The organism is Fibrobacterota bacterium (assembly GCA_019509785.1).
Taxonomy (GTDB): Bacteria; Fibrobacterota; Fibrobacteria; order UBA11236; family UBA11236; genus Chersky-265.
In genome coordinates this window covers 46,864-70,947 of the sequence record JAEKLQ010000054.1, presented here as the reverse complement: position 1 = coordinate 70,947, position 24,084 = coordinate 46,864, and the positions used below count along the sequence as shown (strand labels likewise).

General features: G+C 62.1%; 18 protein-coding genes. 7 read left to right on the top strand and 11 right to left on the bottom strand.

The annotated features are described in order from the left end of the window. Positions 1 to 24: 24 nt before the first annotated feature. On the bottom strand, positions 25 to 2,439 hold the full coding sequence (locus JF616_16445; GenBank protein ID MBW8889346.1) for a hypothetical protein: 2,415 nt from the start codon (positions 2,437 to 2,439) through the stop codon (positions 25 to 27). Positions 2,440 to 2,655: 216 nt separating this feature from the next. Here JF616_16445 and JF616_16440 point away from each other — a divergent pair, with 216 nt between their 5' ends. The 4 genes from JF616_16440 to JF616_16425 all read left to right on the top strand — a co-directional run bounded on the left by JF616_16440 (position 2,656) and on the right by JF616_16425 (position 6,909). Next, the gene (locus tag JF616_16440; protein MBW8889345.1) at positions 2,656 to 3,813 is read left to right on the top strand and encodes a nucleotidyltransferase family protein; all 1,158 of its coding nucleotides are present in this window, start codon (positions 2,656 to 2,658) and stop codon (positions 3,811 to 3,813) included. 69 nt (positions 3,814 to 3,882) lie between these two features. Then, on the top strand, positions 3,883 to 4,662 hold the full coding sequence (locus JF616_16435) for an SDR family oxidoreductase (GenBank protein MBW8889344.1): 780 nt from the start codon (positions 3,883 to 3,885) through the stop codon (positions 4,660 to 4,662). Between the two features lie 61 nt (positions 4,663 to 4,723). Next, on the top strand, positions 4,724 to 5,881 hold the full coding sequence (neuC, locus tag JF616_16430; GenBank protein ID MBW8889343.1) for a UDP-N-acetylglucosamine 2-epimerase (hydrolyzing): 1,158 nt from the start codon (positions 4,724 to 4,726) through the stop codon (positions 5,879 to 5,881). Beyond that, a complete protein-coding gene (locus tag JF616_16425) occupies positions 5,878 to 6,909 on the top strand; it encodes a hypothetical protein (GenBank protein ID MBW8889342.1) in 1,032 nt (343 codons plus the stop codon). Before neuC ends, JF616_16425 begins: the two co-directional genes overlap by 4 nt. On the opposite strand, the gene neuB is transcribed toward JF616_16425, so the two are convergent. Genes neuB through JF616_16405 form a run of 4 tightly spaced genes read right to left on the bottom strand, consistent with a single transcriptional unit; the run spans position 6,879 to position 11,132 of the window. Continuing rightward, on the bottom strand, positions 6,879 to 7,892 hold the full coding sequence (neuB, locus tag JF616_16420) for an N-acetylneuraminate synthase (protein ID MBW8889341.1): 1,014 nt from the start codon (positions 7,890 to 7,892) through the stop codon (positions 6,879 to 6,881). The genes JF616_16425 and neuB overlap by 31 nt on opposite strands. An 11-nt stretch (positions 7,893 to 7,903) precedes the next feature. Next, positions 7,904 to 8,917 (bottom strand): GNAT family N-acetyltransferase, encoded by a 1,014-nt coding sequence (locus tag JF616_16415; GenBank protein ID MBW8889340.1) that lies wholly within the window; start codon positions 8,915 to 8,917, stop codon positions 7,904 to 7,906. A gap of 5 nt (positions 8,918 to 8,922) precedes the next feature. Next, entirely contained in the window at positions 8,923 to 10,125 is a 1,203-nt protein-coding gene (locus tag JF616_16410; protein ID MBW8889339.1) for a LegC family aminotransferase, read from the bottom strand. Further along, positions 10,122 to 11,132, bottom strand: coding sequence for an SDR family NAD(P)-dependent oxidoreductase (locus tag JF616_16405; GenBank protein MBW8889338.1), 1,011 nt, complete (start codon positions 11,130 to 11,132; stop codon positions 10,122 to 10,124). Before JF616_16405 ends, JF616_16410 begins: the two co-directional genes overlap by 4 nt. 102 nt (positions 11,133 to 11,234) lie before the next feature. Between JF616_16405 and JF616_16400 the strand changes: the two genes are divergently transcribed. After that, a complete protein-coding gene (locus JF616_16400) occupies positions 11,235 to 13,199 on the top strand; it encodes a hypothetical protein (protein MBW8889337.1) in 1,965 nt (654 codons plus the stop codon). A 45-nt stretch (positions 13,200 to 13,244) separates the two neighbouring features. Then, on the top strand, positions 13,245 to 13,994 hold the full coding sequence (locus JF616_16395; GenBank protein ID MBW8889336.1) for a glycosyltransferase family 2 protein: 750 nt from the start codon (positions 13,245 to 13,247) through the stop codon (positions 13,992 to 13,994). Between the two features lie 68 nt (positions 13,995 to 14,062). Here JF616_16395 and JF616_16390 read toward each other — a convergent pair whose 3' ends face one another. Beyond that, positions 14,063 to 14,692 carry a methyltransferase domain-containing protein gene (locus tag JF616_16390; protein ID MBW8889335.1) on the bottom strand — a complete coding sequence of 210 codons (630 nt, stop codon included), beginning with the start codon at positions 14,690 to 14,692 and terminating at the stop codon, positions 14,063 to 14,065. A 67-nt stretch (positions 14,693 to 14,759) separates the two neighbouring features. Next, positions 14,760 to 18,173, bottom strand: coding sequence for a glycosyltransferase (locus tag JF616_16385; GenBank protein MBW8889334.1), 3,414 nt, complete (start codon positions 18,171 to 18,173; stop codon positions 14,760 to 14,762). Positions 18,174 to 18,292: 119 nt separating this feature from the next. On the opposite strand from JF616_16385, the gene JF616_16380 reads away from it, so the two are divergent. Continuing rightward, positions 18,293 to 19,423, top strand: coding sequence for a class I SAM-dependent rRNA methyltransferase (locus tag JF616_16380; GenBank protein MBW8889333.1), 1,131 nt, complete (start codon positions 18,293 to 18,295; stop codon positions 19,421 to 19,423). A 51-nt stretch (positions 19,424 to 19,474) separates the two neighbouring features. On the opposite strand, the gene JF616_16375 is transcribed toward JF616_16380, so the two are convergent. From JF616_16375 to JF616_16360, 4 genes are all read right to left on the bottom strand, one after another. After that, positions 19,475 to 20,179: a class I SAM-dependent methyltransferase gene (locus JF616_16375; protein MBW8889332.1), complete on the bottom strand. Its 705-nt coding sequence runs from the start codon at positions 20,177 to 20,179 to the stop codon at positions 19,475 to 19,477. Between the two features lie 48 nt (positions 20,180 to 20,227). Beyond that, a complete protein-coding gene (locus tag JF616_16370) occupies positions 20,228 to 20,683 on the bottom strand; it encodes a response regulator (protein MBW8889331.1) in 456 nt (151 codons plus the stop codon). Between the two features lie 25 nt (positions 20,684 to 20,708). After that, the gene (locus tag JF616_16365; protein ID MBW8889330.1) at positions 20,709 to 23,051 is read right to left on the bottom strand and encodes a hypothetical protein; all 2,343 of its coding nucleotides are present in this window, start codon (positions 23,049 to 23,051) and stop codon (positions 20,709 to 20,711) included. A gap of 62 nt (positions 23,052 to 23,113) precedes the next feature. Further along, positions 23,114 to 23,959: a TIGR02147 family protein gene (locus JF616_16360; GenBank protein MBW8889329.1), complete on the bottom strand. Its 846-nt coding sequence runs from the start codon at positions 23,957 to 23,959 to the stop codon at positions 23,114 to 23,116. Between the last annotated feature and the right edge of the window lie 125 nt (positions 23,960 to 24,084).

Genomic DNA, 24,084 nt, shown 5'->3' with positions numbered 1-24,084 from the left:
CCTGCGTGAAGACTGCGGCCGGGTTCAGTCCCGGTCGTTAAGAACCGATTCCATCCACGCCGATTCGGCCGGGTGCTTTTTCAGGTAGTATTCCCCGATGGCACGCGCTTGCCTGCCTTCGCCCAAATCCTTGAACATCCGCATCGCGTTTCCCACCAATTCCTTGCAATACGGATCGGCCTTGAGGCCCTGCGCCAATTGCTCCAAAGCCCGTTTTCGATCTCCCTGCTGCCAATACAGGACGGTCAGGTTGTTGTGGGCCATGGCGAATCCCGGCCAACGCGAAACGACCTGTTCGAACGAGGAGGCCCCCGCGGCGGGATTGCCCGCGAGGCATTCCAAATGGCCGCGCAAATTGAGAAGCTCGGGCGTGGCCGTGCCGGAGGCCAGGGCTTGCTCGACCACCTGCAGGGCCCCCGCATGGTCCCCGGACGCCTTGAGCCGGGTCGCGCGTTGGAATGGCGATTCGGGCTCGGACCCCGTTTTGGGCCCGGTCGCCCGGGAAGATCCCGAGACCAATTCCGTCGCATCCGCCGCGGTCCGCGCCTCTTCCGGGAGCGGGTACGGGCATCCATAAGCGGCATCGCAAGCGAGAACCGCCAGGCGTTTTCCCATGGCGGAAATGCGCGTGCGGGAAGCGCCGGCTTCCAGGAAGTGCATCCGCTTCCCGTGGATCAAGACCAAGGCCATGCCCGCAGGCACGCTTCCCAGGCCGGAACGCTGCAGGAATTTTTCCGGGGCATCCTCGGTCCAGGCTACGAGTAGCCGATAGTCGGGCGGATTTTCCTCGCCCGTGAACAAGAAGCGCAGGGCCCGCCGCAATTGGGTCCGGACGCCTGCCCGCTCGACGGCCAGTGAATCCTGGCCCATGGCCTTCTCGATACGCTCGCGATTGATATCCAGCATGTCCCGCCGGTTCACGATCACGTCCACGACGTCGGTCGCGGCATTGGGCATGAAGAACTTCGGAAGCCCATGGAAATCCCGGGCGGGAATGATGTCGCCGAAATCGACCATGTGCCCGAAGTAGGCGATGTAATGCCACCGGAATCCATGCAACACCGACTCCAACCGCGGCGGGGCCGGAATCATCTCTTCCAACTTGGCGAAATAGGCCTCGGGAGTGGGCATCCACACGTAGAAATCGTCCTTGGGCTTCGGCGAAAGGGACCAGGTGCTGGCCAGAACCGGTACCCCCACCCGCCCTACCTCCAGGCCCAGCGTGGTCCAGGCGGTCAGGACGATATCCGCCAACTCGGCGAGATCATAGCTGGAAACGTCCATGCCCGGCCAAACGAAGGTCGCGTTGGGGAAGGGTTTGTCGAAGGCTTCCTTGAGTCGGCCGAGATGCTGGGAGACGCGGCTTTCCCGCTTATTGGCGCCTTCGCGCGGATGGATGCGCACGACCAGGTGGACATCGTCCTTGCGGCCGACGTAGGCGATCAAGGACTTCAACCATTCTATTTGGTCGGGCCAGGGCTGGGTCACGCCATGCACTTGCCGCAGTTCCAGCGCGTCCACCACCGAATCGACGGCCAGGCGTTCGTCCAGGCTGCTGGTGAAGGCGACCATCAGCTTTTTTCCCGGCGGGATGGCCAGTTCCGCGAAGAGATCCTTCCCCTCGATGGTTTTCTTGGGCGAGTAGACGCGGGAGGAGACGGAGCCGAATCGACCGAGCAGATCATCCATGGGATCGCGAACGCGTTCCGGGGGCAGGCTCAGGTCCCGCCATTCCGGCCATTTGACCATGGCTTTCTGATCCTCGCCCGACCCGGGCCTATGCATAAGCGCCACGATTCGGCGATCGCCGCCCATCTGGCCGGTGAATCCGACATGGGTGGAGGGGATGCCCATGCGGGAGCCGGCCACGCGCGCGCCCATCAGGATGCCGTAATCCTCGTGATGGATGATCCCTTTGACGGGAAATGCCTTGATGAGTTCCAAGGTGAGGAGATAGGAAAGCATGGCCCCGGAAAGGTACTGGATCCAGACTTCCCGCATCGCATCGTCCATGCCCACGAAATCGGAGATCTTGGTGGCCAGCACCAGGTCGACGACGGTCAGCGTGCCGAAAGGGATCCCGTCGAACTTGAAGTCCCTTAAGTCGGGGGGAGTATCCTCCAACGCGTTATGGATGCGTTCGATCATATCCACGCGCAAATGATCCTTCAGGTCAACGCTCTCGAGCCCGTAAGCGGCCAGGACGTTGGTGGAAGCGTGCAGGCAGGAACCGCAGACCTTTTCCTGGTTCTCGCGGGCCTGGCCGTGGGGCAGCAGGTACATGTCCATTACCGGGCAATGCGGATAAAGCCCGTGGCACCGGACGAAAAGGACCCGGTATCCTTTCTCCTTGAGGATTTTGGCGATCAAGGCTTGGGCCGTGAAATGGGGGACCACTCCGGCTTCCGGGGTGAAAAAGAGGTAACATCCGTTTTCCATCGATGGGTCCTGCTCGGATAGGCGTGAACGGCGGCGAAGGACCGGCGCTGCGCGATCCCTCCCCCGGATCATACGATTTCGCGGCCACCCGATTCAAATATCCCTGCTTACCCTCCAATTCCCCTCAAGTCCCAAGAAATGCGAAAGTGGTACTCAAGATCGGCCGCGCACGGGTCGATAATCAATGCAGATGGACGCCACAACCCGGCCGGTAATATGATTTGGAAACCGAATACCGCACCTGCGCAAGCCACCCTCACCCTGGAAGCGGATGCGGCGATTACCGCGGAGAGCAATCTGGAACAAGCCTTAGAAGAGTTGGTTTCCCTCAAGGACAAGACCATCAAGTCCGGCTGGGAGAAAATCAACGTCAACAGCCACCAAATCCTGTTCATCGTCGATCCGGAAGGGAAAATCCTGGGATCGGTTTCGGACGGGGACGTGCGCCGTTGGGTGCTGGCGGATCGCAGCCTGAACGATCCCCTGGCGAAGATCATGAACCGCGAGCCCATCGTATGCTCGGAAACCGATAGCCGCGAGCGGATCAAGCTGGTCATGCTGAAGCGCAGCGTGAATTGCGTTCCCATCCTCGATCGGGCCGGCGTCATCAAGAAAGTGGTGACCTGGCAATCGCTGATCCGCGGCGAAACCGCGAAGGCGCAGAAAAAAACGTCGTCGGCCAAGGGCACTCCCACCGTGATCATCGCCGGCGGCTTCGGCACGCGTCTGGCCCCCTTCACCAAGGTCCTTCCCAAACCCCTCATCCCCATCGGGGACAAGCCCATCCTCGAGCATATCATGGATCGGTTCCAGTCCTTCGGGGCCGATGAATTCTTCCTTTCGCTTAACTATAAGGCGAACATGATCAAGGCCTACTTCAACGAAGCGGGCGGCGATCAGAAGATCCATTACGTCCTGGAGGACAAGCCCCTCGGCACCGCCGGGTCGCTGTCCTTGCTCAAAGGCAAGCTGTTGCGCGACTTTTTCGTGTCCAATTGCGATATCCTCGTGGACGCCGATTACGGCGACATGCTCGATTTCCACCATCATAACGAAAACGCCATCACCATGGTTTGCTCGATGAAGCATTCGCGCATTCCTTACGGCGTGGTAGAGCTGAACAAAGGCGGGACCCTTAAAACCCTGCACGAGAAACCCGAGTACGACCATCTGGTCAACACGGGGATGTACATCGTGAGCCCGGCCATGCTGGCCCTTGTACCCAACGGGACGTTCTTCCATTTTACCGACCTGATCGAGAAGGCGAAGGATCTTGGCCACAAGATCGGCGTTTACCCGATCACCGAAGGCGCCTGGGTGGACATCGGGCAGCTCGAAGATTACCAGGCCGCCCTCAGCAAGTTGACCGCTTAGCAGGCCGTTAAACGCCGGCCGTCCCCCGGCCGGCTTGACTCTCCCCCCGCATATTCGGAAGATCGACCCATGATGGGATCGCTTTTCGATTTGACCGGCAAAGTGGCGGTGGTAACCGGCGGGGCGGGCCTGATCGGACGGCAAGCGGTCTCCGCCTTGCGAGCCCACGGCGCCAAGGTGTACATCGCCGAACTCGATACGGAACGGGCCAAAGCAGTCATCGCCTCTCCCGGATTCGAAGGCGTGGAATGCGTTCCGTTGGACATCACCGATCCCGGCTCCGTCGCGGCCATGACCCGCGATCTTTGCGAGCGCGAGGGAGGCATCGACTTTCTGATGAACAACGCTTATCCCCGCACCGCCGATTGGGGCGCGCTGTTCGAGGACATCAAGCCCGAATCCTGGCGCCAGAACGTCGACATGCATATGAACGGCTACTTCCTGTGTTGCCAGATCGTGGGCGAGGCCATGCGCAAGCGCCGCTCGGGGTCGATCCTGAACATGGGATCCATTTACGGGATGGTCGGGCCGGATTTCAACTTGTACAAAGGGACTCCCCTGACCAATGCGGCCGCCTATTCCGCCATCAAGGGCGGCCTGATCAATTTTACGCGCTACCTGGCGTCCTACTACGGCCCTCACGGGGTGCGCGTCAACAGCTTGAGCCCCGGAGGCATCGAGGACGGCCAATCGGAAAGTTTCCTGCGCAACTACGCTTCCCGCTGCCCCATGGGACGCATGGGCCGGCCCGAGGAATTGGCAGGCGCCATCGTGTTTCTGGCTTCGGATGCGGCCAGCTACCTTACCGGGCACAACTTGGTCGTCGATGGCGGCTGGACCGCGATCTAAACCTGAGGATAATGCGCGAGAATCGGGAAACCCGATTCCGACATCGGCAACCGGAATATCCATGCTCCAGAACATCGCCGTATTGACCACCAATCGTTCGGAATACGGTTTGTTGCGGCCCCTGCTCAACGGGCTTGCCGGCGATAGGCGCTTTAACCTTCGCCTTCTCGTGGGCGGGTCCCATTTGCTTTCCGAGTTCGGAAACACGGTGAACGGCATCCGCGCGGATGGGTTCGCCATCGCCCGGGAAATCCCCTTCCTCTCCTCCCATCCGGTTCCCGCCCCGGAGGCTATCGCCTTGGCCAAGCTTTCCGATCAGCTGGGCCGGTACTTCGCGGAATCCAAGCCGGATGCATTGGTTCTGCTTGGCGATCGCTATGAGTTGCTCGCCGCCGCCGCCGTGGCCTTGGTGATGGATGTGCCCATCGCGCATGTTTCCGGCGGCGACGTCACGGAAGGAGCCATCGACAATCAGGTGAGGCATGCCCTCACCAAGCTGGCCCATCTCCACTTCCCCGCCACCGAAACCTATAAGCGGAATCTGCTGGCCATGGGAGAGGAGGAATGGCGCATCACGGTCTCGGGGGAACCCGGCTTGGACGAACTCGCATCCGGAAACTGCCTGCCGCGGATCGACCTTTTCCGGAGCCTGGGCATTCCGTCCGACGCCCAAGTTATTTTGGCCACCTTTCATCCGGAAACCATCGCCAATGCCATTACGCCGGATTTTGTGGGCTCGGTAGCCGAAAGCCTGCTGAACGCCACGCCCTACCATCTGCTTTTCACAGCCGCCAATTTCGATCCCGGGGGCCGGGAAATCAACGCCCGCGCCGGGAGTTTGGCCTTAGGTAACCCACGCGTTACCTATCTCCCCAGCCTGGGGTCCGAGCGGTATCGTTCCATGCTTCGCTACGCGGCCCTCATGTTGGGCAACTCTTCCAGCGGCCTGGTGGAGGCGCAAACCTTCGCTTTGCCCGTACTGGACGTGGGTAAAAGGCAGCAAGGCCGTCTCGCCAACGCCAACGTAATCCACGTCGCCGCCGATCCTGAGGCCGTCCTGGCGGCGGTGCCGGCGGCCTTGGCCCCCGCATTCCGGAAACGGATCCAGGGCCTCCCCAATTTATACGGGGACGGGCATGCCGTTCCCCGCATCCTGGAAGCCCTGGCCGCGGCCGATCCGTCCAAACTGGCCTTGAAGAAAAGCGTTTTCCGGGGATGAACCGCCCGGCCTACATCGGCGGTGAATTCCGCGATGGGGACAATGCGCCTTTCCTAAACGCGCAAGGAGGCGATGCCGAGCGTTATTTCCCGGCTCGGATCGGCGGCGCGGAACGCGCCTGTTTCGAAACCGGTTCCGATGCCTTGGCGGCCATCCTGGCTTCCCTGGGCGGACCCAAGCGGGTCTGGGTCCCGTCGCATTTCTGCATGGATAGTATCGCGCGCGCGCGCCAGAAAGCCGAACGCGCCTGGGAGCCCGTGCGGTACGATGACCTGGAAGGCCTGCCGGGCAACCTGGAAAAAGGCGATGCCCTGCTCTTCCTCCACTTCAATGCCCGGAATGCGGCGCATGCCGATCGCGCGGCGGCCCTGGCGGCGCAAGCGGGCGCGGCCCTCATCGAAGATTTCGTCCATGCGCCGCTCGAAGTGGCGGAATTCCGGGGGGAAGCCGCATTCAACAGCTTGCGTAAGTTCGCCCGCCTGGAAGTGGCGATCGCTTATTCCCGGCGGGGTTCCTTATCCGGTTCGGTAAGGGAGAGCGCTTATTTCCGTGCCAAGCGAAAGGCCACGCGCGCCAAGGACGCTTATGCCGGGACCCCGGACCCCCTCTTGGAGCGGGAATACCTCGACCTCTATCGCACGGCGGAAGCGGCCTTGCAAGGGGACCCGGGCATCGTCTACGCCCACGAATCGGAAATGGAGGGATTGGGACTTCTCGATTTCGGAGCCATGCAGGCGATACGCCGGCGGAATCATGCCTACTTGGCGGAACGATTATCCGCGACGGGCATCACGACTTTGCCCGGGGATTACGCCTATGCCATGGCGCGCTTCCGCCTCCGGGATGCCCTGCGGGATCGCTGCTTCGCCCTGGGGATTTTTCCCGCCATCCATTGGCGCGACTGCGGGACGGCGCTCTCCCGGGAAATCCTCGCATTCCATATCGATCAACGGTATGGCCAGGCGGAAATGGACCGGATCGCGGACGCGGTGGCCGGTTACAGTTCGATGCATTCATCCTCGGCATAAGCCCGTTGCGCCTTACGCCCCAGCACCAGGTCCCAATGGGCCGCCGAAACGCCCTTTCCGCCCGCCCGCTTCACGGTCAGGTTTTCCTCGCCGAACGATTCGCCGCGGGAAACAGCGCGCTTGGCGACGATGGATTTCTTCACCGCGGGGGCGATCTCCCGTTCGCTTGCCGCCGGGCGTTTGACGCCGTCGCCCAGGCAGCCCTCGACGTTGCGCGCGCAGCGCACCATTTCCTTCAGTTGGGAAAGGTCCAGACTGGCCTTGTGATCGGGCCCGGGCATGGACTTGTCCAGGGTGAAATGCTTCTCTAGGATGCGGGCCCCGAGGGCGACCGCGGCCAGGGACACTTCTATCCCGTCGGTATGGTCCGAATATCCCACCCGCGTTTTGAAAGCGCCCTTCAAGGTCAGCATGGCCTTCAGGTTCACCTCGTCCATTGGACAAGGATAATTGGTGGTGCAATGCAGCAAGGCCACCGATTTCGCGCCCGCCGCAAGCAAAGTATGATAAGCCCTTTCCACCTCGCCCAGGTCCGACATACCGGTCGAAAGGATCACGTCCTTGCGCTTGGCCCCCACCTTCCGCAAGAAGGGAACGTTTTCCACCTCGCCGGAGCCCACCTTGATCAGATCCATGCCGATGGAATCCAGGAAGTCCAAGCTCTCTTCTTCGTCCGGGGTGGATAAGAAGCGGATGCCGCGCCGGCCGCAATGGTCCTGGACGCGGCGGAAATCGGCGTAGGAGAGTTCCAGCTCCTTGATCATGTCGAATTGCGTTTTACCGCCGCCAACGTTCCGTTCCTGATAGGCCGCCGAAGGCGCGGACCGGGTCAGGATCTTCTCGGTCTTGAAAGTCTGGAATTTCACCGCATCCGCGCCGGCTTCCGCGGCCGCGTCTACCAGGCGAAGCGCGAGATCCAAGGACCCGTTGTGGTTCACGCCCGCTTCGGCGATGATGAATACCCCTCGCGCAGGAAAGGTCATAGCTTCCTCCCTCATTCCTTGTAAAACAGCACGCGGGCCCCGCCCGCATTCCCGTCATGCGTCAAAGCCCAAAGCTCCCGCACCCGCGCATAGGCCGATTCGTCGAATACGCGCATTCCGAAATGGAAACGCCGCGTGCCCGGGGAAAAGGCCTGCTTGAACTTGAGCAAGGGATCCCCGGGATCCGTCGTCGTGCCGCCGCCCAAGTGGAACACCCGGCAACCGCGCGCCTGCAATTCCAGGGCGCAGCGATAGAGCAGCAGATTGTTGGGGGCCAAGCTCTGCGCTTCCCGTAAGCTTCCCGAAAGATGGTAATGGCCATACGGCCCCCAGTGCATGATGGCGGCGGAGGCGACGATGGCGCCTTGGTGGCGGCAATGCGCCAGGAAACCATGCCCGCGCAACGCCTTCGCCATGCCGGTGAAATAGCCCGCGTCGAATCGATACGATGCCGTCGCTTCCAGACGCTCCATGGTCGCTGCGTACAACCCCGCGAAGGCCTCCAGTTCCCCGAAGCCTTCGTCGACCTCGAAGGCTACGCCGGCCTTTTCAGCTTTGCGGATCATGTTCCGGTTCTTCTGGGAAACCTGGTTCCGCCACGGATCCGTATCCTGCAAATCCATGCACACGGTTTCGCGATCGGCGATCACGCGGAACCCGATCCCCGGTTCATGGTTCCCCAACAAGGGATGGAAGCGGATGAAGGCGGCGATGATGCCGCGTTCCCGGCAGGCCGATTCCAAGGCGCGTCCGGCGGAGGCCAGGAAAGCGGAATCCGCGCTGGTGGACCACCATCCCCCGTATCCGTAAGGGGTTTCCATGTCCTTCCAAGTCGGATCGGCATCGGGAAGGTAAGCCCGCACCGAAGACTCCAGGTAGGGCAACCGGAAAATCTTCCCCCCCTCGCCATACTCGAAGAGAAGCGGAAGCGAATGCGACGTGCGATAAAGATCGGCATAGGCGCGCGTGAAGTAAATGTCCGGCGCCCCTTGCGGATCCCAATCCTCGCGGACCGACCAACCCATGGCGCTCAGTCGGTTCCCAAGCCGGCCCCGCTGGGCAAGTTGAGGATACGGCGCGCGAGGCTATCCGCGGTCCGCAAAACCATGCGCGGGCATGCGGCATAGATCGGCATCTGGTGCATCGGGACCCAGGCCGGACGCATAGCGACGCCATGCTCCATCGCCAACTCCAGGATCACGTCGCGCAATCCTGCCTGCTCCTCGTCGAGCATAATGGCGTTGAGCCAGAAATTGCTTTCCGTCCCCGCCGGCCCGTCGACGAAGCGGAGCCCGGGCATGCCGGCGAAGGCATCGCGATAGGCCTTCGCGAGGGACCGCTTGGCGGCTAGGAATTCCGAAAGCCGTTCCAGTTGGGCGCAACCCAGGGCGGCATTAAGGTTGGGCATGCGGTAATTGAAGCCGATCTGATCATGGCGGAAAGCCCATGGGTGGGGAAGCTTGGCGGTGGTCGTGATGTGCTTGGCCTGCCGTCCCAATTCGGGGTCATTAGTGAGAATGGCCCCGCCCCCGCCCGTGGTCACGATTTTGTTGCCGTTGAAGCTGAGCGACGACATCGATCCGTGGTTGCCGACGTGGCGGCCGCGATAGCGCGAACCGAGAGCCTCGGCCGCATCTTCGATCAAGACCAACCGGAAATCGGCGCACACCGCGGCCAACGCATCCAGATCGGAGGGATGCCCGAAGGTATGCATGGGAACCACGGCCCGGATGCGGCGCCCCGTCCCCCGATTGCGGCATTCGCCTTGATGGATTTCCGTCGCTCCCGCCAAGTAGGCGCGTAGCGCGGCGGCGTCTATCCCCATATCGTCGAAGTTGGCATCGGCCAAATGGGGGACCGCTCCGCAATAAGAAACGGCGTTGGCGGTGGCCACGAAGGTAAGGGTCGGGATGATGACTTCGTCCCCGGGACGTACGCCCGCCAGCAGTAGGCAAACGTGCAAGGCGGCCGTGCCATTTACGGTCGCCACCGCCCGCCCCGCGCCGGTGATCTCGGCCAGCATGACCTCGAACCGATCCACGTACGGGCCCACCGAGGAAACCAAAGTGGTCGTCAGGCAGTCCTGGAGGTATTCCGATTCCCGTCCCCGGAAGATAGGCTCGTGCAATGCGGGAATGCGCTCGCGTCCCGTCGCCCGGCGAACGGCGGCGAGGATGCCGGACGCGTCCGGAGCGGTTCCGGGCGCGGCGGCCCCGGGGGCCGGCACGCTCATAAGTTGTAAATCCCGGCCTTATAGGCGGCCAGGTTTTCGGGCCGGGAGAACCATGCGATAGTCTTGGTAAGTCCCCGCTCGAAGCCGTCCAGCCCGCCATAGGCGGGTGACCAGCCCAGCAGTTCCCTGGCCTTGGAATTGTCGGCAAGCAGCCGGAACACCTCGCTGGCTTCGGGCCGCATGCGCTCGGCATCGTTCTCGATCTCGATTTCCTTTTTCAGCAAGCGCGCGATCAAAGCCGCGGTATCCCGGATGCTAACCTCGAAACCGCTCCCGATGTTGATCGTCTCGCCCACCGCCCCATCGGCGGCGGCCGCGGCGATGAAACCGGCCACCGTGTCGGCCACGAAGTTGAAGTCCCGCGTGGTATCCAAGGCTCCCAGCCGGATGCGACGGGCGCCCGCGGCGATCTGGGTGATGATGGTCGGGATGACCGCGCGCGCCGATTGCCGCGGCCCGTAGGTATTGAAAGGCCGGACGATGCATACCGGGACGCCGAAGGACGCATGGTAGGCCACCGCCATCTGATCCGCCCCGATCTTCGAAGCCGAATACGGCGATTGGCCGATCAACGGGTGCTTTTCGTCGATGGGCACGTAACGCGCCGTCCCGTAGACCTCGCTGGTGGAGGTATGCACCACGCGCTTCACCTTCAATTCGCGCGCCGCCTGCAGCACGTTCAAGGTGCCTTTCACGTTGGTATCGACGTAGCTTTCCGGCGCCTGGTAGGAATAGGGGATGGAAATCAGCGCCGCCAGATGGAAGACCGCATCGCAACCCTGCATCGCGTCCTTGACGCAATGGAAGTCCCGCACGTCGCCGGTGCGCACCTCGATGGAGTCCAAGGCGGCCTTGGGCAATCGATCCAGCCAGCCCCAGCCGTTGAAGGAGTTGTAATAGGCCAGCGCCCGCACCTTATGGCCGGCTTCCGTCAGGGCTTCGGTGAGATGGGATCCGATGAATCCATCGGCGCCGGTGACGAGCACCTTCAGGTTTTTGAATTCCATGCCCAAGTATCCGATTTCGGGCCCGAGGCGCGCAATCGCCTTGCTCCGCCGGGACCCGGTTTGGCATAATCGGAGAGCCCCTCTTTCCGGAAGGATCATGCCGTGACCCCATCGACCGACCCGAAAGGGGAGGAGATTTCCGCCTTGGTCCGCGAGCTGCATTCAGCCATGACGCGCCAACGGCGCGGCTTTCCGGAAACCATCCGCTTCTTCGAAGAGAATATCCCGCCCGCCCTCATGGCCGGAGGGACCTTCCACGCGGCGCTTGCCGAAGCCGCCCATGCCGGGAGCCCCGATCTCGAGTCCTGGGCCCTTGGCCGCTACGCGGAAACCGTGGATGCCTCCGAACCATGGGCCCGTTTACGGGAGTGCCGTTGGCGCATGGCCGATTACGCGGGCGCGCAGCAAGCGGATCTGCGCTTGGCCCCTGCCTGCCTACGCGAAGGGAAGCGCGCCGAAGCCCTGGCCGCCTTGGCCCGATGCTTTTCGCATGCGCCCGGCCCCGAGGCGAGCCCCGCCCTGCTCGCCTTGCTCGGACCGGTCGCGAACGTATTGGCCGACCCGGCCTCCGAAGCGGACGCCCTGGCGCTGCGCCGCGGACTTAGGAAACACCTGCTGTTCCTGTTGGCGGGCGAGGCGCCGCCGGGGGATTTCAACCTGGCTTTCATCGATATGAGCTCGGCGGAGTACGCCGGACCTCAAGGTTCCTCCCGGGCCCTGGAGTCTTTCCAGGAACTGGTAGCCGACCCCAAATCCCTCCCCCAAGAGCGCTTGGCCGATAGCCCCGATCTACGCGTCCTCTGGCGTTATCCCGGACATGCCTTCCTGGCGGATTCACGGCAAGCCAAACCCTTGTCCACCGACGCCGTCGTCCTGGAAGCCGCCGCCCTATGCTCGCACTTCCGTTTCCCGCTTCCCCCGCCGAAGCCGTCTCTGGGATTCGGCGCGCCGGAATCCGAAAGCCGGGAAACCTTGATCGCGCGGGAAGGCCACGCCCTATGCAACTTGGGGTTGCTGGGAACCCTCATGGGCCCGATTTTGGGAGTGCAGGGATTCGCGCATCCGGATGCGGCCCGGCTGATGGAGGACTTGGCCAGGGCCGGCATACGCTACGCCGCCACCGGCCGGAACGCCGAACCCGCATACGGCCAGATGGTCCATTTCTTCTGCGCCACCAACGCCTTCTCAAACGCTTTCATGGCCTTCCTGATCCGCTTGTACAATCCTCCCTATCCTTCCGAGGGTTGCCGGAGCGCCTTCGGGCATTTCGGCGGATCCGAAGTGGAGGCGGTGGCCAGGAACCTTAAGCGCGATGGCATCCACATCTTCGGGCAGAAGTTGCCGGAAGCATGGGTGGATGAACTCGTGGCTTACGCGCGGACCGCGCCATGCTACCGCAAGGACGATAAAACCAAGGATCAGGAATCGGCGCCCTTCCCCACCGGCTCGGCCCGCGGCAATCTATACGACTTCAAGGAGGCGGACCTGATCCGCGTCCCGGCGATCCAACGGATGATGGCGGATGAGGGCCTTTACGAGATCTCGCAAGCCTACTTCGGCGCCAAGCCCAATCTGGATGCCGTGCAAATGTGGTGGAGCCCGGTATTCGATCGGCAAGCGAGTTCCGAAGCGGCCCAGATGTACCATTTCGATCTGGAGCGCGTGCAATGGCTGAAATGGTTCGTGTACCTGACCGACGTCGACTCCGGAGCCGGCCCCCATTGCTTCGTCAGGGGATCCCATCGCGCGGGCCGTAAGCCGGGGGAACTGCTGGCCCGGGGTTATCAGCGCATCCCCGACCAGGACATGGCCCGCTTCTATCCGAAGGAAGATCTCCTGGAGATCACCGGCGGCAAAGGCACCCTCTTCGTCGAGGACACCAGCGGATGGCATAAGGGCAAGGTACCGACGACTTCGGACCGCCTGGTGCTGGAGATCGAGTTGAGCAACACCCTGTTCGGGACCCTATCGCCGCGGGACGCCCGCATCCCGCCGGACGCCTTCCCGCCCTTGCTGGCGAAGGCGCGCGCGCGGCCGCAATTCCTGGGGAAATATGGCCTACCCTAAGAACCAGTCTCAAAAATGGGTTCGTAGCGGACCGCGAGGAAAACCATGATCGATTGCCTGTTCACCGTCTCCTGCCGCACGCCTACCCGTAAGGACATCATCTTGAAGTCCCTGGAAAGCTTCTTCGCCAACACCGATCTGTCCCGGGTGCGCACCTACCTGATCGTGGACGGCGGCGAGGACGTTAGCGGGGCCTTTCCGTTCGACTACGTGATGCGCCACAAGGAATCGGTCGGGATCACGTTATCCATCAACTCGGGAATCGCCCTCATCAAGGCCAAGGATGCCTATTACATACGCGAGGCCCGCAACCAACGGGCATCCCTGAAAAGCGACATCATAAGTTACCACCAGGACGACTTGATCTACTCCAAAGGCTGGTTGGACAAATGCCTGGAGGCCTTTCAGCGCTATCCGCAGGTTTGCTTCGTCTCGGGGTGGAAGAACGATCATAGCGATCATCCCGTCACGCGCCAGGACGGGGATTTCATGATCAAGCTCACCTTGTCGGGCCAGCACCTCATGGCCCTCAAGAGCTATTGGTATTCGATCGATCCAATGACCATGCTTTATGGTTGGAACGCGGGGATCGTCCCCTACGAGGCCCATCGCGGCGGCCCGGAAAGCCCTTTCGAAGAACGCGGCAACCCCGGCCCCAACCGCAAATGCAGCCGCTTCGATTGGTACCTGATGATCGACAATCCCCGCTCGCCGGTGCTGTCGGGTCGCTTCAACGTGGCTCTGGACGTGATCCGGAACATCGGCAAAGAGAACAGCACCTGGCAGAACGGCTGAACCGGCCTACTTCCGTGTTGCCGGAGCTTTTACCGCGGCCAGCAACATGAAAGCGGACCCGTTTTCGATTAAAGCGGCTTGCGCACCAAGGCGTAGGAAAAGGTCATCGCCTGCGGATCCAGGTACCGTTCCGCATTAGTGTCCCCTATCCCATCCGACGATCGGAATACCGCGTGGAAGCCGCCTTCGATGTATTCGAATCCGCTTTCGCGATGGATGCGTTCCAACGCCTTCGGGGAATATCGGAAGTTATCCTCGGGCGAAGGATGGTAGGGGAATAGGAAGGGCGCGGAGTTGAATAGGTAGCCGCCGGGCTTGAGGATGCGGTATACCGCGTCGGAAACCTTGTAAGGATTCTCCACGTGCTCGAAGACGGAAACCATGATGGCCATCCCGAAATGGTCCGGGAAGCCTTGCGGCAGCTCCTCGATGGGCGGATGGCCGTATTCGGGATTCAAGGCGCGGTACAAGGGATCGAGGAAGGACCACGGGCGTTCGATTTGCACGTAACGATCGCGTTGTTCGGGATGCGGCACCTTCACCTTCCGGCCGCCCGCATCCACTTCCAGGGCCTTGCGCATGGAGATCTGGTATTGCGCCACGTTGGGCGACTCCAGCCCTCCCAAATCCACGACCGGCGCGCGGAATTGGTATTTGGCATGGAGCTTACGGACCAGTTCGATGTCTTCCATGATCATGGCTCACCTCGGAGACGCGGGTTACGCAATCTTAGCATGGCTTCGGGCGATAAAGCACGTCGGGCGTTCAGCGATCAAGAACCCGCCGGTAGGCTTCCACGGCCGCCTGGGCGGTCTTGTCCCAACCGAAACCGTTCAGGACATGGTCCTTGAGGCCGGGCTTCGGGGCCGAGTCCAAGGCCTCGAGGATGACCCGCCGCATGGCTACGGGATCGTCAGGCGGCAGGTACCAGGCGTATTCGCCGAGGTAATCGCGGGAAGTGCCCCAATCGGTGCTGGCCACCCTGGATCCGGCCGCAGCGGCTTCCAGGCTGACCAGTCCCGGCAACTCGTACCAGCTCGGCAGCACATGGAGGCGGGCCGCGGCGTAGGCCGAAGCCAGTTCTTCCAACGGCAAGCGCGGGAAGAAGCGCACGTTGGTCGGCGCGTACGCCTTGATCAGCGGCTCCATGGACGGGTCGGAGAATACGCCTACCAGCACCAAGGTTTGCCGGGGTAGGCTCCGGAAGATTTCGATCAATTGCCATTGGTTCTTGCGGGGCTCTAGGCGCCCCACGCATAGGACGAAGTCCCGCAAGCCATGGCGTTCGGCGAAAAGGCGGCCGTCGGCTTCGCGATAGGCCCGGTTGAAGCCATAGCGCATTTCGGCGATGGGCGCGGTTTTCCCGAACTTCGCGCGGATGGATTCGCTTTCCTGGCTGCCGGATGTCAGGATAAGGTCGACGCCGAGGAGGATCTCACCCTGCCTTTCCGGATCCCCGATGCCGAGCCTGCGGGCGAAGGGATCGGAGAGGGGGTGGGCGTCGAGTTCGAAGGATCCCCGCAGCTGCGACAGGGCTTCCAGGGGCACCACCTTGCCCCTGGTCGTGAGATAACGGAAAAGCAAATCCGTTTTCATGGCCGGCACCAGGTAACGATCCATATCCTCGTAAAGCGAGGTGAGGACGGTCGGCTTGCCCAGGGATTTGGCGTGCCGCAAGTGCTCCAAGGTATCCTGGGAACGGCTGATATTGTTCAGGTGGACGATGTCGTAAGCGGAAAGGTCCGGGGTCGGCTCCAGGCGCAGGTCGGCGCGATGGCCCATGGCCTTGAGCGCGGCCATCGTCTCTTCGATGACGACGCCGTCTCCCCCTTTGGCCGCGACCATATCGGCGCGATTCCGCCAGGCGATGGCCAATTGCGCTTTCGCCTGTCGGTTCTTCGGCGCGGACGTTTCGGCGGCTCCCAGCTTGGCCGCCAGCCGTTCGGCGCGCTGCCAGGGCTCCCAATCCCCGACTTCCTCTTCCTCCGCGACTAAAGCTTCCTTCATCGCTTCCGGGTTCTCCGGAGCCTTGCCACCGGTGCGGACCAGCACCGCTCGGATCGCGTCCAGCCAGCCTGCTTCCCATTGGGCCAGGTTGTAATACTTCACCGCCAGGACGCGCGGCATCAGGTAGGTTCGGTTCTCCCAGGCCAAGGCGATGGCTTTCTCGATGTCTTCCTGGGAAGCATCGCTCTTCACGTAGGCGGCGAAGGGAACGCCCCGCAGGTAACCGATCCCCTTGTCGAACACCACTTGCTGATCCTTGTCCGGATTCACGCAATCCGAGAACACGCAGACCATTCCGGTGGCCATGGCCTCGATGACCGAGTAGCAATTGTCCTCCGAATAAGGGACGTGCACGAAGATGTCGCCGCGACGGTATTTCTCCGGTTCCTCGCCGATGTCCGCATCCAGGCACTCGACGCGATAGCGGCCCCGCATGCGCTCGAAGACGTCGGGCCGCTTCTTGCGGTTCCCCGGCGGCGCCGCATGGATGATCAGAGCATCCTCCAGGCGATGCGGGAGTTCGCGCCCGGATGGATGGTAGAGATCGGTATCCACCCCCAACGGGACCACGTGGAGATGGGGCGTGATGGGATAGCCGAAATGACGAGACCATTTTTCCAGGTGGATTTTGCTCAGGACGCACTGGGCGATTACGGTGGTGGTCGGCCGGCCCCAGTATTCCAATTGGCGCATGGCCATATCGTCGGGCGGATTTCCGTAAGCGACCAGGTTGGTTTCCGCCCACACGCTGATGCAGGAGGAAAGTACGCGGGGGCTGCGCTTGACCAAGGCCCCCATCCAGGAATCGACCAGGAAGATCGCTTCCGGATCCTCCAACAGCGCGGGCAAACGCGGATCGGCGACTTCCAATTGTTCGCACGGGAAGCCGGCCTTGGCGCAAGCCTCGGCCAGCATGTGGAAATGCTTTTCCGCCCCGCCCCGGGAATTGGGTTTGCCGTTCTTGAACCGCGTAAACTGGGAAATCGTATAAACCTTGGGCACAGCCTTGCCTCCCGTCGCGGCCGCCGTCGCCGTCGCTTGCACTGGCGTCTTCTCGAACACGTAGGTAAAGCAGTACTCGTCTTTGGCGGGATCGCTTCCCGCATCAATGCTCTCCCGCAGCGATAGGCCGCCCTCCGCGAAGGCCGCGAGGACTTCCTTCTCATTGAACAGCAGCTCCACCGTTTCCACGCCATAGGCGAACTTGCGCAAGTACTGGGTGGGCCGATTGCGGCTCACCGGGGTACGGTGGGCGATGACCAGCCGCCCGGAGACCCGGATCGTTTCCCGGATATGCTCCAGGTAATTGGGCACGTGCAACAGCACGCAAGAGGAAACCACCACCGGAAAGCGGCCATCCGGAAACGGAAGCGCCGCGCCGTCGGCCACGTGGAAGGGGGTCTGCGGGTACAAGTCCCGGGCCATGCCGATCAGGGCCTCGCTATAATCGGCGCCTTGGTAACGAAGCCGATACGGCAGCAAGTATTCCAGGATCTCCGAGTAGTAGCCGCTGGCGCAGCCGATTTCGAGGAGTTCCATTCCTTCCGCCGCGTACGGACGGACGGCATCGGCCATGGTCCGGTACACCCGCGGGATGCGGCCCGCGTACATGTCCCGAAGCTCGCCTTGCACCAAGGCTCGCTGCCGCAGGGGGATGGCCTGGTCTTTCCAGGCTTCCGTCATGCCGCCGGTGATGCCTTCGCGGCCGATTCCCGTATGGCCGTAGGAGATGCGCGACCAATCCACGGCGGGCAGGCGATGGCGCAAGTACCGCCAATGCCGAACCAGGATTTCATCGAGAAGCCCCGCGCCCGAAGCCCCTACCCAATGGACCGCCCTGCCGGAGCTTCGCAATGCTTCTACTCGCTTCGGATCGGAACTGATCAGGATCGGAAAAGGTTCCAACCCCGAAGCGCTCGAAGGGCCGTCGGCGCAGGCGGCCAATAGGCGGCCGACGCCGGCGTCCCGCGCCCATTCCCTGGGAAAGCTTTCCGGATTGCCCGAGAGGATGATGTCGAAGGCGGCCGGATCGAGGGACGAGCCGATCCCGCGGACCACGGTCCAGCCTAAGGCTCGCAAGGCGTTTTCGCGCTCGGGATCCGCATTGGCGCTTTCGCCGATGAAAATGCGCCGGCACTCCGCGATGGCGGGAAAAGGGGTTTGGGGATCCATTTAGGGATGATATGATGCCCGGGTCCATCCAAGCAACCCGGGAGGGATTTCTACCTTGCAATCCCCCTATGCATCGACTTTATACCGCGCAAATCCGGCCCGAACGGACCAAAAACATTTTGTCCGGCCATCCTTGGATCTTTTCCGGCGCCTTGGACCGGAAACCGGATTGCCCGGACGGCAGCCTGGTCCGGATCATGGTCCAGAAGCAATTCCTCGGCGTCGGTTATTATAGCGGTCGTACCGATATCGCCATCCGCATCCTCTCCTTGAACGACGAATCGATCGACGCCCGGTTCTTCGCCGAGCGCTTCCGCCTGCTCCGCCGCCGCAAGGAGGAATGGCTCCCCAAACGCACCAACGCCTACCGGGCCGTGTTCGCGGAAAGCGACGGATGCCCGGGCCTGATCGTCGACAATTACGCCGGAGTCCTGGTGGCCCAGTTCCATACCTTGGGGATGGACAACCTGAAGCCACTGGTCACCGAAGGCCTGCGCGAGGCGTTCTCGCCACGAGCCATCGTGGAACGAAGCGACGTGGCCAACCGGGCGGCCGAAGGCATGACGGACAAGCCCGTGGGCATTCTCTACGGGGAAGACGTGTCCGAGGTGGAAATCGAAGAGCAGGGATTCAAGTTCCTGGTGCACGTCAAGGAAGGCCAGAAGACCGGCTTCTTCCTGGATCAACGCGAGAACCGGCAAGCCATCGTCCGCTATTGCAAAGGGCGAAAGCTGGCTAATTGCTTCAGTTATACCGGCGGCTTTTCGGTCTACGCGGCCTCGGCCGCGAAACGCGTGGTGAGCGTGGACATTTCCAAGCCAGCGATGGAATATTGCCGGCGGAATTTCGCCTTGAACGGATTCGCGGCGGACGAGGGCGATTTCCTGGCCAAGGACGTATTCGATTTCCTGAAGGGCCTGGAACCGGGGGAGTTCGATTTCATCATCCTGGATCCGCCGTCGTTCGCCAAGAATAAAAAGCAGCTGACCAATGCGATCAAGGCCTATACCACCATCAATTCCAAGGCGTTGGAAAAACTGCCCGACGGCGGCATCCTGGTTTCATCCTCGTGCACGTCCCACGTGGACCAAAGCACCTTCATCAAGATCCTGCACCAAAGCAGCGTGAATGCCCGTTGCCAGGTCAAGGTATTGGAAAGCCGGGAGCAACCGCAGGATCATCCCTACCATCTGTCCTTCCCGGAAGGGCGCTACCTGAAATTCTTCATCCTGCAGAAATGGGCGCGCTAAGAAGCGCGGGCGCGCTAAGAAGCGCGGGGGCGCCAGCCCGAGCGTAATCCTTCATACCGGCCGCGCGTAGACGATGATCTTCTCCAAACCGCCCCGGCCATCTTCCTGCATGATCGCCTCGATATGCTTGACGGCGAAACCGGCGTCCGCCAAGAGCGCGGAAACCCCTTCCTTGTCGAAGAAGGTGCAGCAGCCGCGGCCGGACAAAGGCAATCCCTCGGGAATGTCGGAGTAGCAATCCTCCCCCACCCGCGTCCCTTTACCATAACTGATGGTCCGCTTGCCGAAACCGCAGGTCAGGAAATATCCGTCCGGTTTGATCAGGCCGCGGTATTCGCGGAACGCGCTGGCGATGGACGCCTTGGGATTGGAGCACAACGAGTAATGATCCAAGAGCAGGTCGAAGCGGCGTCCCGCCAGGAAACGGGCCGGCGTCACGATGTCGGCGACCAGGACCTCCGGATCGACCGGGGCGCCGTAGGCGCGCGTGGTTTTGAGGATATGGGACGCGCCGGAAGGGGCGCCTTCCAGGGCCGTGACCCGGAAGCCTTCGCGCAGGAGCATCCAGGCGCAAGCGCCTTGGCCCGCGCCGATGTCCAAGGCCGTATCCCCGGAGAGTCCCCACGATTGGGCCCGCTTTACGAAGCGGACGGATTCTTCGGACGGGTATTGGCCCCAGGTGCGGACCCGGAATAGATCTTCCCAAACCGGGTTCCCGTATCCCTGCCCGGCTTTTCCAGCGCTTGCCTCATGCATGCCCGAACGATACCACAACCGATATCGGATTCGCAAGCCGATCCAGGGTCACTCCCCCAGTCGCCTCCGGATCAGTTGCAGCAATTGCGCGGGCGTAAAAGGCTTGGGCAGGAAATCGGCCAATCGCTTACGAAGGAGGGTAGCCAAAGCCGGATCATGGGGATCGGGATCGCCGGACATGCAGATGACCTTTACCTTGGGCCGGTTTTCCGCGAGGTACTCCGCCACCGCCGTCCCGCAAATGCCGGGCATGGAAAGATCGGTCAGGACCAAATCGATCTCGAATTCGTCCTCCAGTATGCGCAGGGCCAAGGAGCCGTCGGCGACCGATTCGATGCGGTAACCTGCGGCGGAAAGCACGCTGACCAACAGCCGCCGGATCAGGGGATCGTCTTCGACCACGAGTATGGAGCGGGCTTGCGGGCCGGGGAGCCAACCCGGCGCATCGGAAGAAGCGACCGGAACGCCTTCGGCGGATTCCGGGTTGATGGGTAAATTGTTCATAACGACCTTTCCTTGGCTTCCAATCTCATTCCTTGATCCAACCGTCGGCCGAAGCCTCATTATTCGCGAAACCCCATTCGCTCTCCAGACCGCCCGAAGCGGTATACAGGTAACCAGCCTCCCGGGAGCCTTGCTGAAGCGGATTACTCCCCACCAGCTTGAGGCCCGGCGAAGCCAGAATCCGGTTCCCCACGACATGTTCGCCCTCCCAGATGCCTACGAGTATAGGAGTTTGACCCGGGGAAACCGGCAGTCCGAGTAGCGTACCGGGCGCAACGGACGGCATGCCGATAAGCGCGAACAAGTCCGTGCGGGTTCCGAGCTTGCCGAACAGATGGGATTTGAAACCCTGATCCGTGGAAGCGATCAGACTGTCGCCAATGATGCGGAGTGAATATGCCAGGACCGAAGAATCGGCCGCCCGGCCGGGGGATCCGGTCGACAGGTATTCCCGGAATCGCGTCGTATCCGCGGAATCGCGTTCCAAGATCAAGGTATCCCCGGTGTAATGGAAACCCGTGGAGTCGGCATGGAAGGCCAGGTAGCGGAAGGGGAGCGAATCCGGCAGCCCGAATGCGGGGGTATCGGAAAGCGGCGCCTTCGCAAACCAGGATGCGATGGCTCCCATCAGGGTATCGGTTTCCGCATCCGCCACGCGTCCGCGGCCGCCGGACCAGGCATAGGCCAATGGGCGGTCGGCCGGAAGGGAATCGTCATCGGGCAAGGCGGGCGGATCCCCGGCCATAGGCGCCAATAGCGCTTTCAACTCGGCCAAGGCGGCCGCGGGCAAATCCATGGCCCAGGCCCGGCCCTGCGCATCCACCGCCCAGGCCTTTTCGGAGGCCCTAAGGGGAGCGTTCCAGACGAAGGCCGATCCCGCGGGAGCGCGGCGGTAATAAAGCAGCAGGGAATCGGGATCCGGTACCCCGGATGTTCCCTCCAGGCTAGGTAACTTCATCGTTTCCGTAACCTTCCCGTTACGGTCTATGGAATATCGTTGCGACGTGCCGCCTTCCCGGAGACGATCAACTTGCAGGACGCCGGGCAGCATATGCGGCTCCAGGTCGCCGGCGAAACCCAACCGGCCGCGATCCAGCCAGCGGATGTTGGCGAAATCGATCAGTCGTTCGTCGATGCGCGGCCGGAAGACCCGTCCCCCATGGCGCGCGTCCGGAACCAGTACGAAGGTGAGCTGGCCCGGCGCCGCGTTTTCCAGAAGCGTCTGGTCCTTCGATTCCACCACCAGTTCCACATCGCCGTAAGGAGCGCGGCCCGTATCCGAAAGTGCGAGGCCCCAGAACGCGACGTCTTCCGCCTTCGGCGTCAAGGTATCCAGGATGCTGATGCGCCAAACGGGATGATCCCCGGCCGTCAACTTGGTGACCGCTCCCGCTCGCACCAGCCGCATGGCCCAGATCCATGGCTCCGCATCGAAGGAGATGCGCCATTGACGGACGACCGTGGTATCGCGATAGCGTAGTTCCAGGCGCAGCTCGCCCACCGTACGGCCCGTAAAGAAGGATGAATCCACCTGGATTTGCGTCCCTCCGATCCCGCCGACCCCAACGGCCGGCTCGTCCTTGCCCGCGACGGGCGTTCCATCCCAGGTCCATTTCGCCGCGATCGGCGTAACGGAATCTTCATCGCCCCTATGGGTTTTCCCCCCGATCACGAAAGGCAGGTCGGCCGGGCGTACCGTGAAGGAATCGGCGGCCGGAAAGGATTGGAAATAATCGGGGTAAAGTTTAAGGGTATCGGCCATAAGCGTATCCCGGCCCGCACCCACCCGTATCCGGAACCTCTTCGAGGGTTGCCGGCAAGCGGTGCAGAACGGTTCCAGGTCGTATTCGCCTTCCGGCAGGGAATCCACGCCGAAATGCCCCGAGGAGTCGGCAAGCCGAACGGGTTTAAGGGTGGCCCGGCATCCAACCCAAATATGGGTCGGAGCGATCCCGCCGATCAACTTGGCGATGCCCCGGATCCCGCCCAAGGGCTTGAGGACGCGATCAGCGAAGGCCGTATCGCCCCCCCGAACCGCCACCGAATCGATCGTCGCTCCCACACCGCCCGCGATGGCCATTACCCGATAATCGCCAGGTATCACCTGGCCGAAGGCATAGCGCCCATCCGGACCGGTGCGGGTACGGTAGTATGCGCCGGGCAGATTCCCGGGCCCCGTCGACACCGCCGTATCGGACCGGAAGCCGCGCGCAACCAGGGCCACTTCCACGTCGGCAGCCGGACCGCCGTTGGCCAAGGACAACTTGCCACCGGCATTACCCGCTTCGGTGGAACTCCCCGCCACGCGGTCGCCCCCGGGGAGGCAGCCGAACAGGATTGCCGCCAGCGCGATCAGCAGGAACTTCACCCATCGCCACGCGCCGGCCGCCGGAACCGCGCACCGGATCCCGCGCCTTGGATTCAACGCGGTCATACCGTCCCCTCCTTGCGGGTTACGGGGAAGAACTGGACGTTGCACTGGAATACCTGATCCGATTTGGCATCCGCCACGGCGATGGCGGAAAGGCGCTTGCGGAAGGCTTGGATTTCGGACTTGACCTGATCGAAGCTTTCCATCGACAGGGTCAAGGTCATGCATGAGATGTCCCGTTCGGTTGTCGGCATATGGTCGAGGGCCGCCTTGGCCAGATCGATCATGTCCATCTGGAAATTGGCGACCTGCAAGGAGCGGATCTCGTTCCCGGTCGTGACCGCCGCATCCTTCTGCCGAAATATCCCGTCCTTATCCCGTTCGATGAGCTCCAAGGCTTCCAACTCGCCGATCGCGCGCTCGGCCTCCTCGGAGGGAATGGGCGGCATCAGCATGCGCGCGGCCTTGCGGTAATCGTCCTTGATGCGATGGAAGTACAGCATCTCGCGCAGGACCACGTAATGCCAGCGCGAGAAGAGATTGAGTTGCTTACGCGTGAGGGCCCGCGTCTCCACGCGTTGGTTGGCCACCAGGCGCTTGAGCTGGGCGTTCTTCTCCTCGAGGGACCGCGCCTGGGTGAAAAGCACCAGGCATTCGAAGTAGCGCGCCTCGGCCGCGCGCAGCTTCAGCACCGCGGCCAACTTCTGGGCCTGGCCCGGAGTCAGGTTCTTCCGGCCGGAAATCACGTTGGCCAGGAATCCCGTGGAACTGATTCCCATTTTGGCCAGCACGGCGCGATGCGAAAAGACCGGGCTTTCCTTCTTCCGCTCTTCCATGAGGTCTTTCAGGAAGGTTCGGTAATCGGTGTAGGCGTAGATTTCCGTCATGGCATCGACCTGTCGCAACTGTATTATTCCGGTCCCCGGGCTACAACGAGTATTTCCAAAAACCGCTTACCTAAAGTAAGCGGATTTAAGCGGGATAAATGCCTGAAAGTCCAATGTTTAATGGCATTTTCGAGACCTATCCC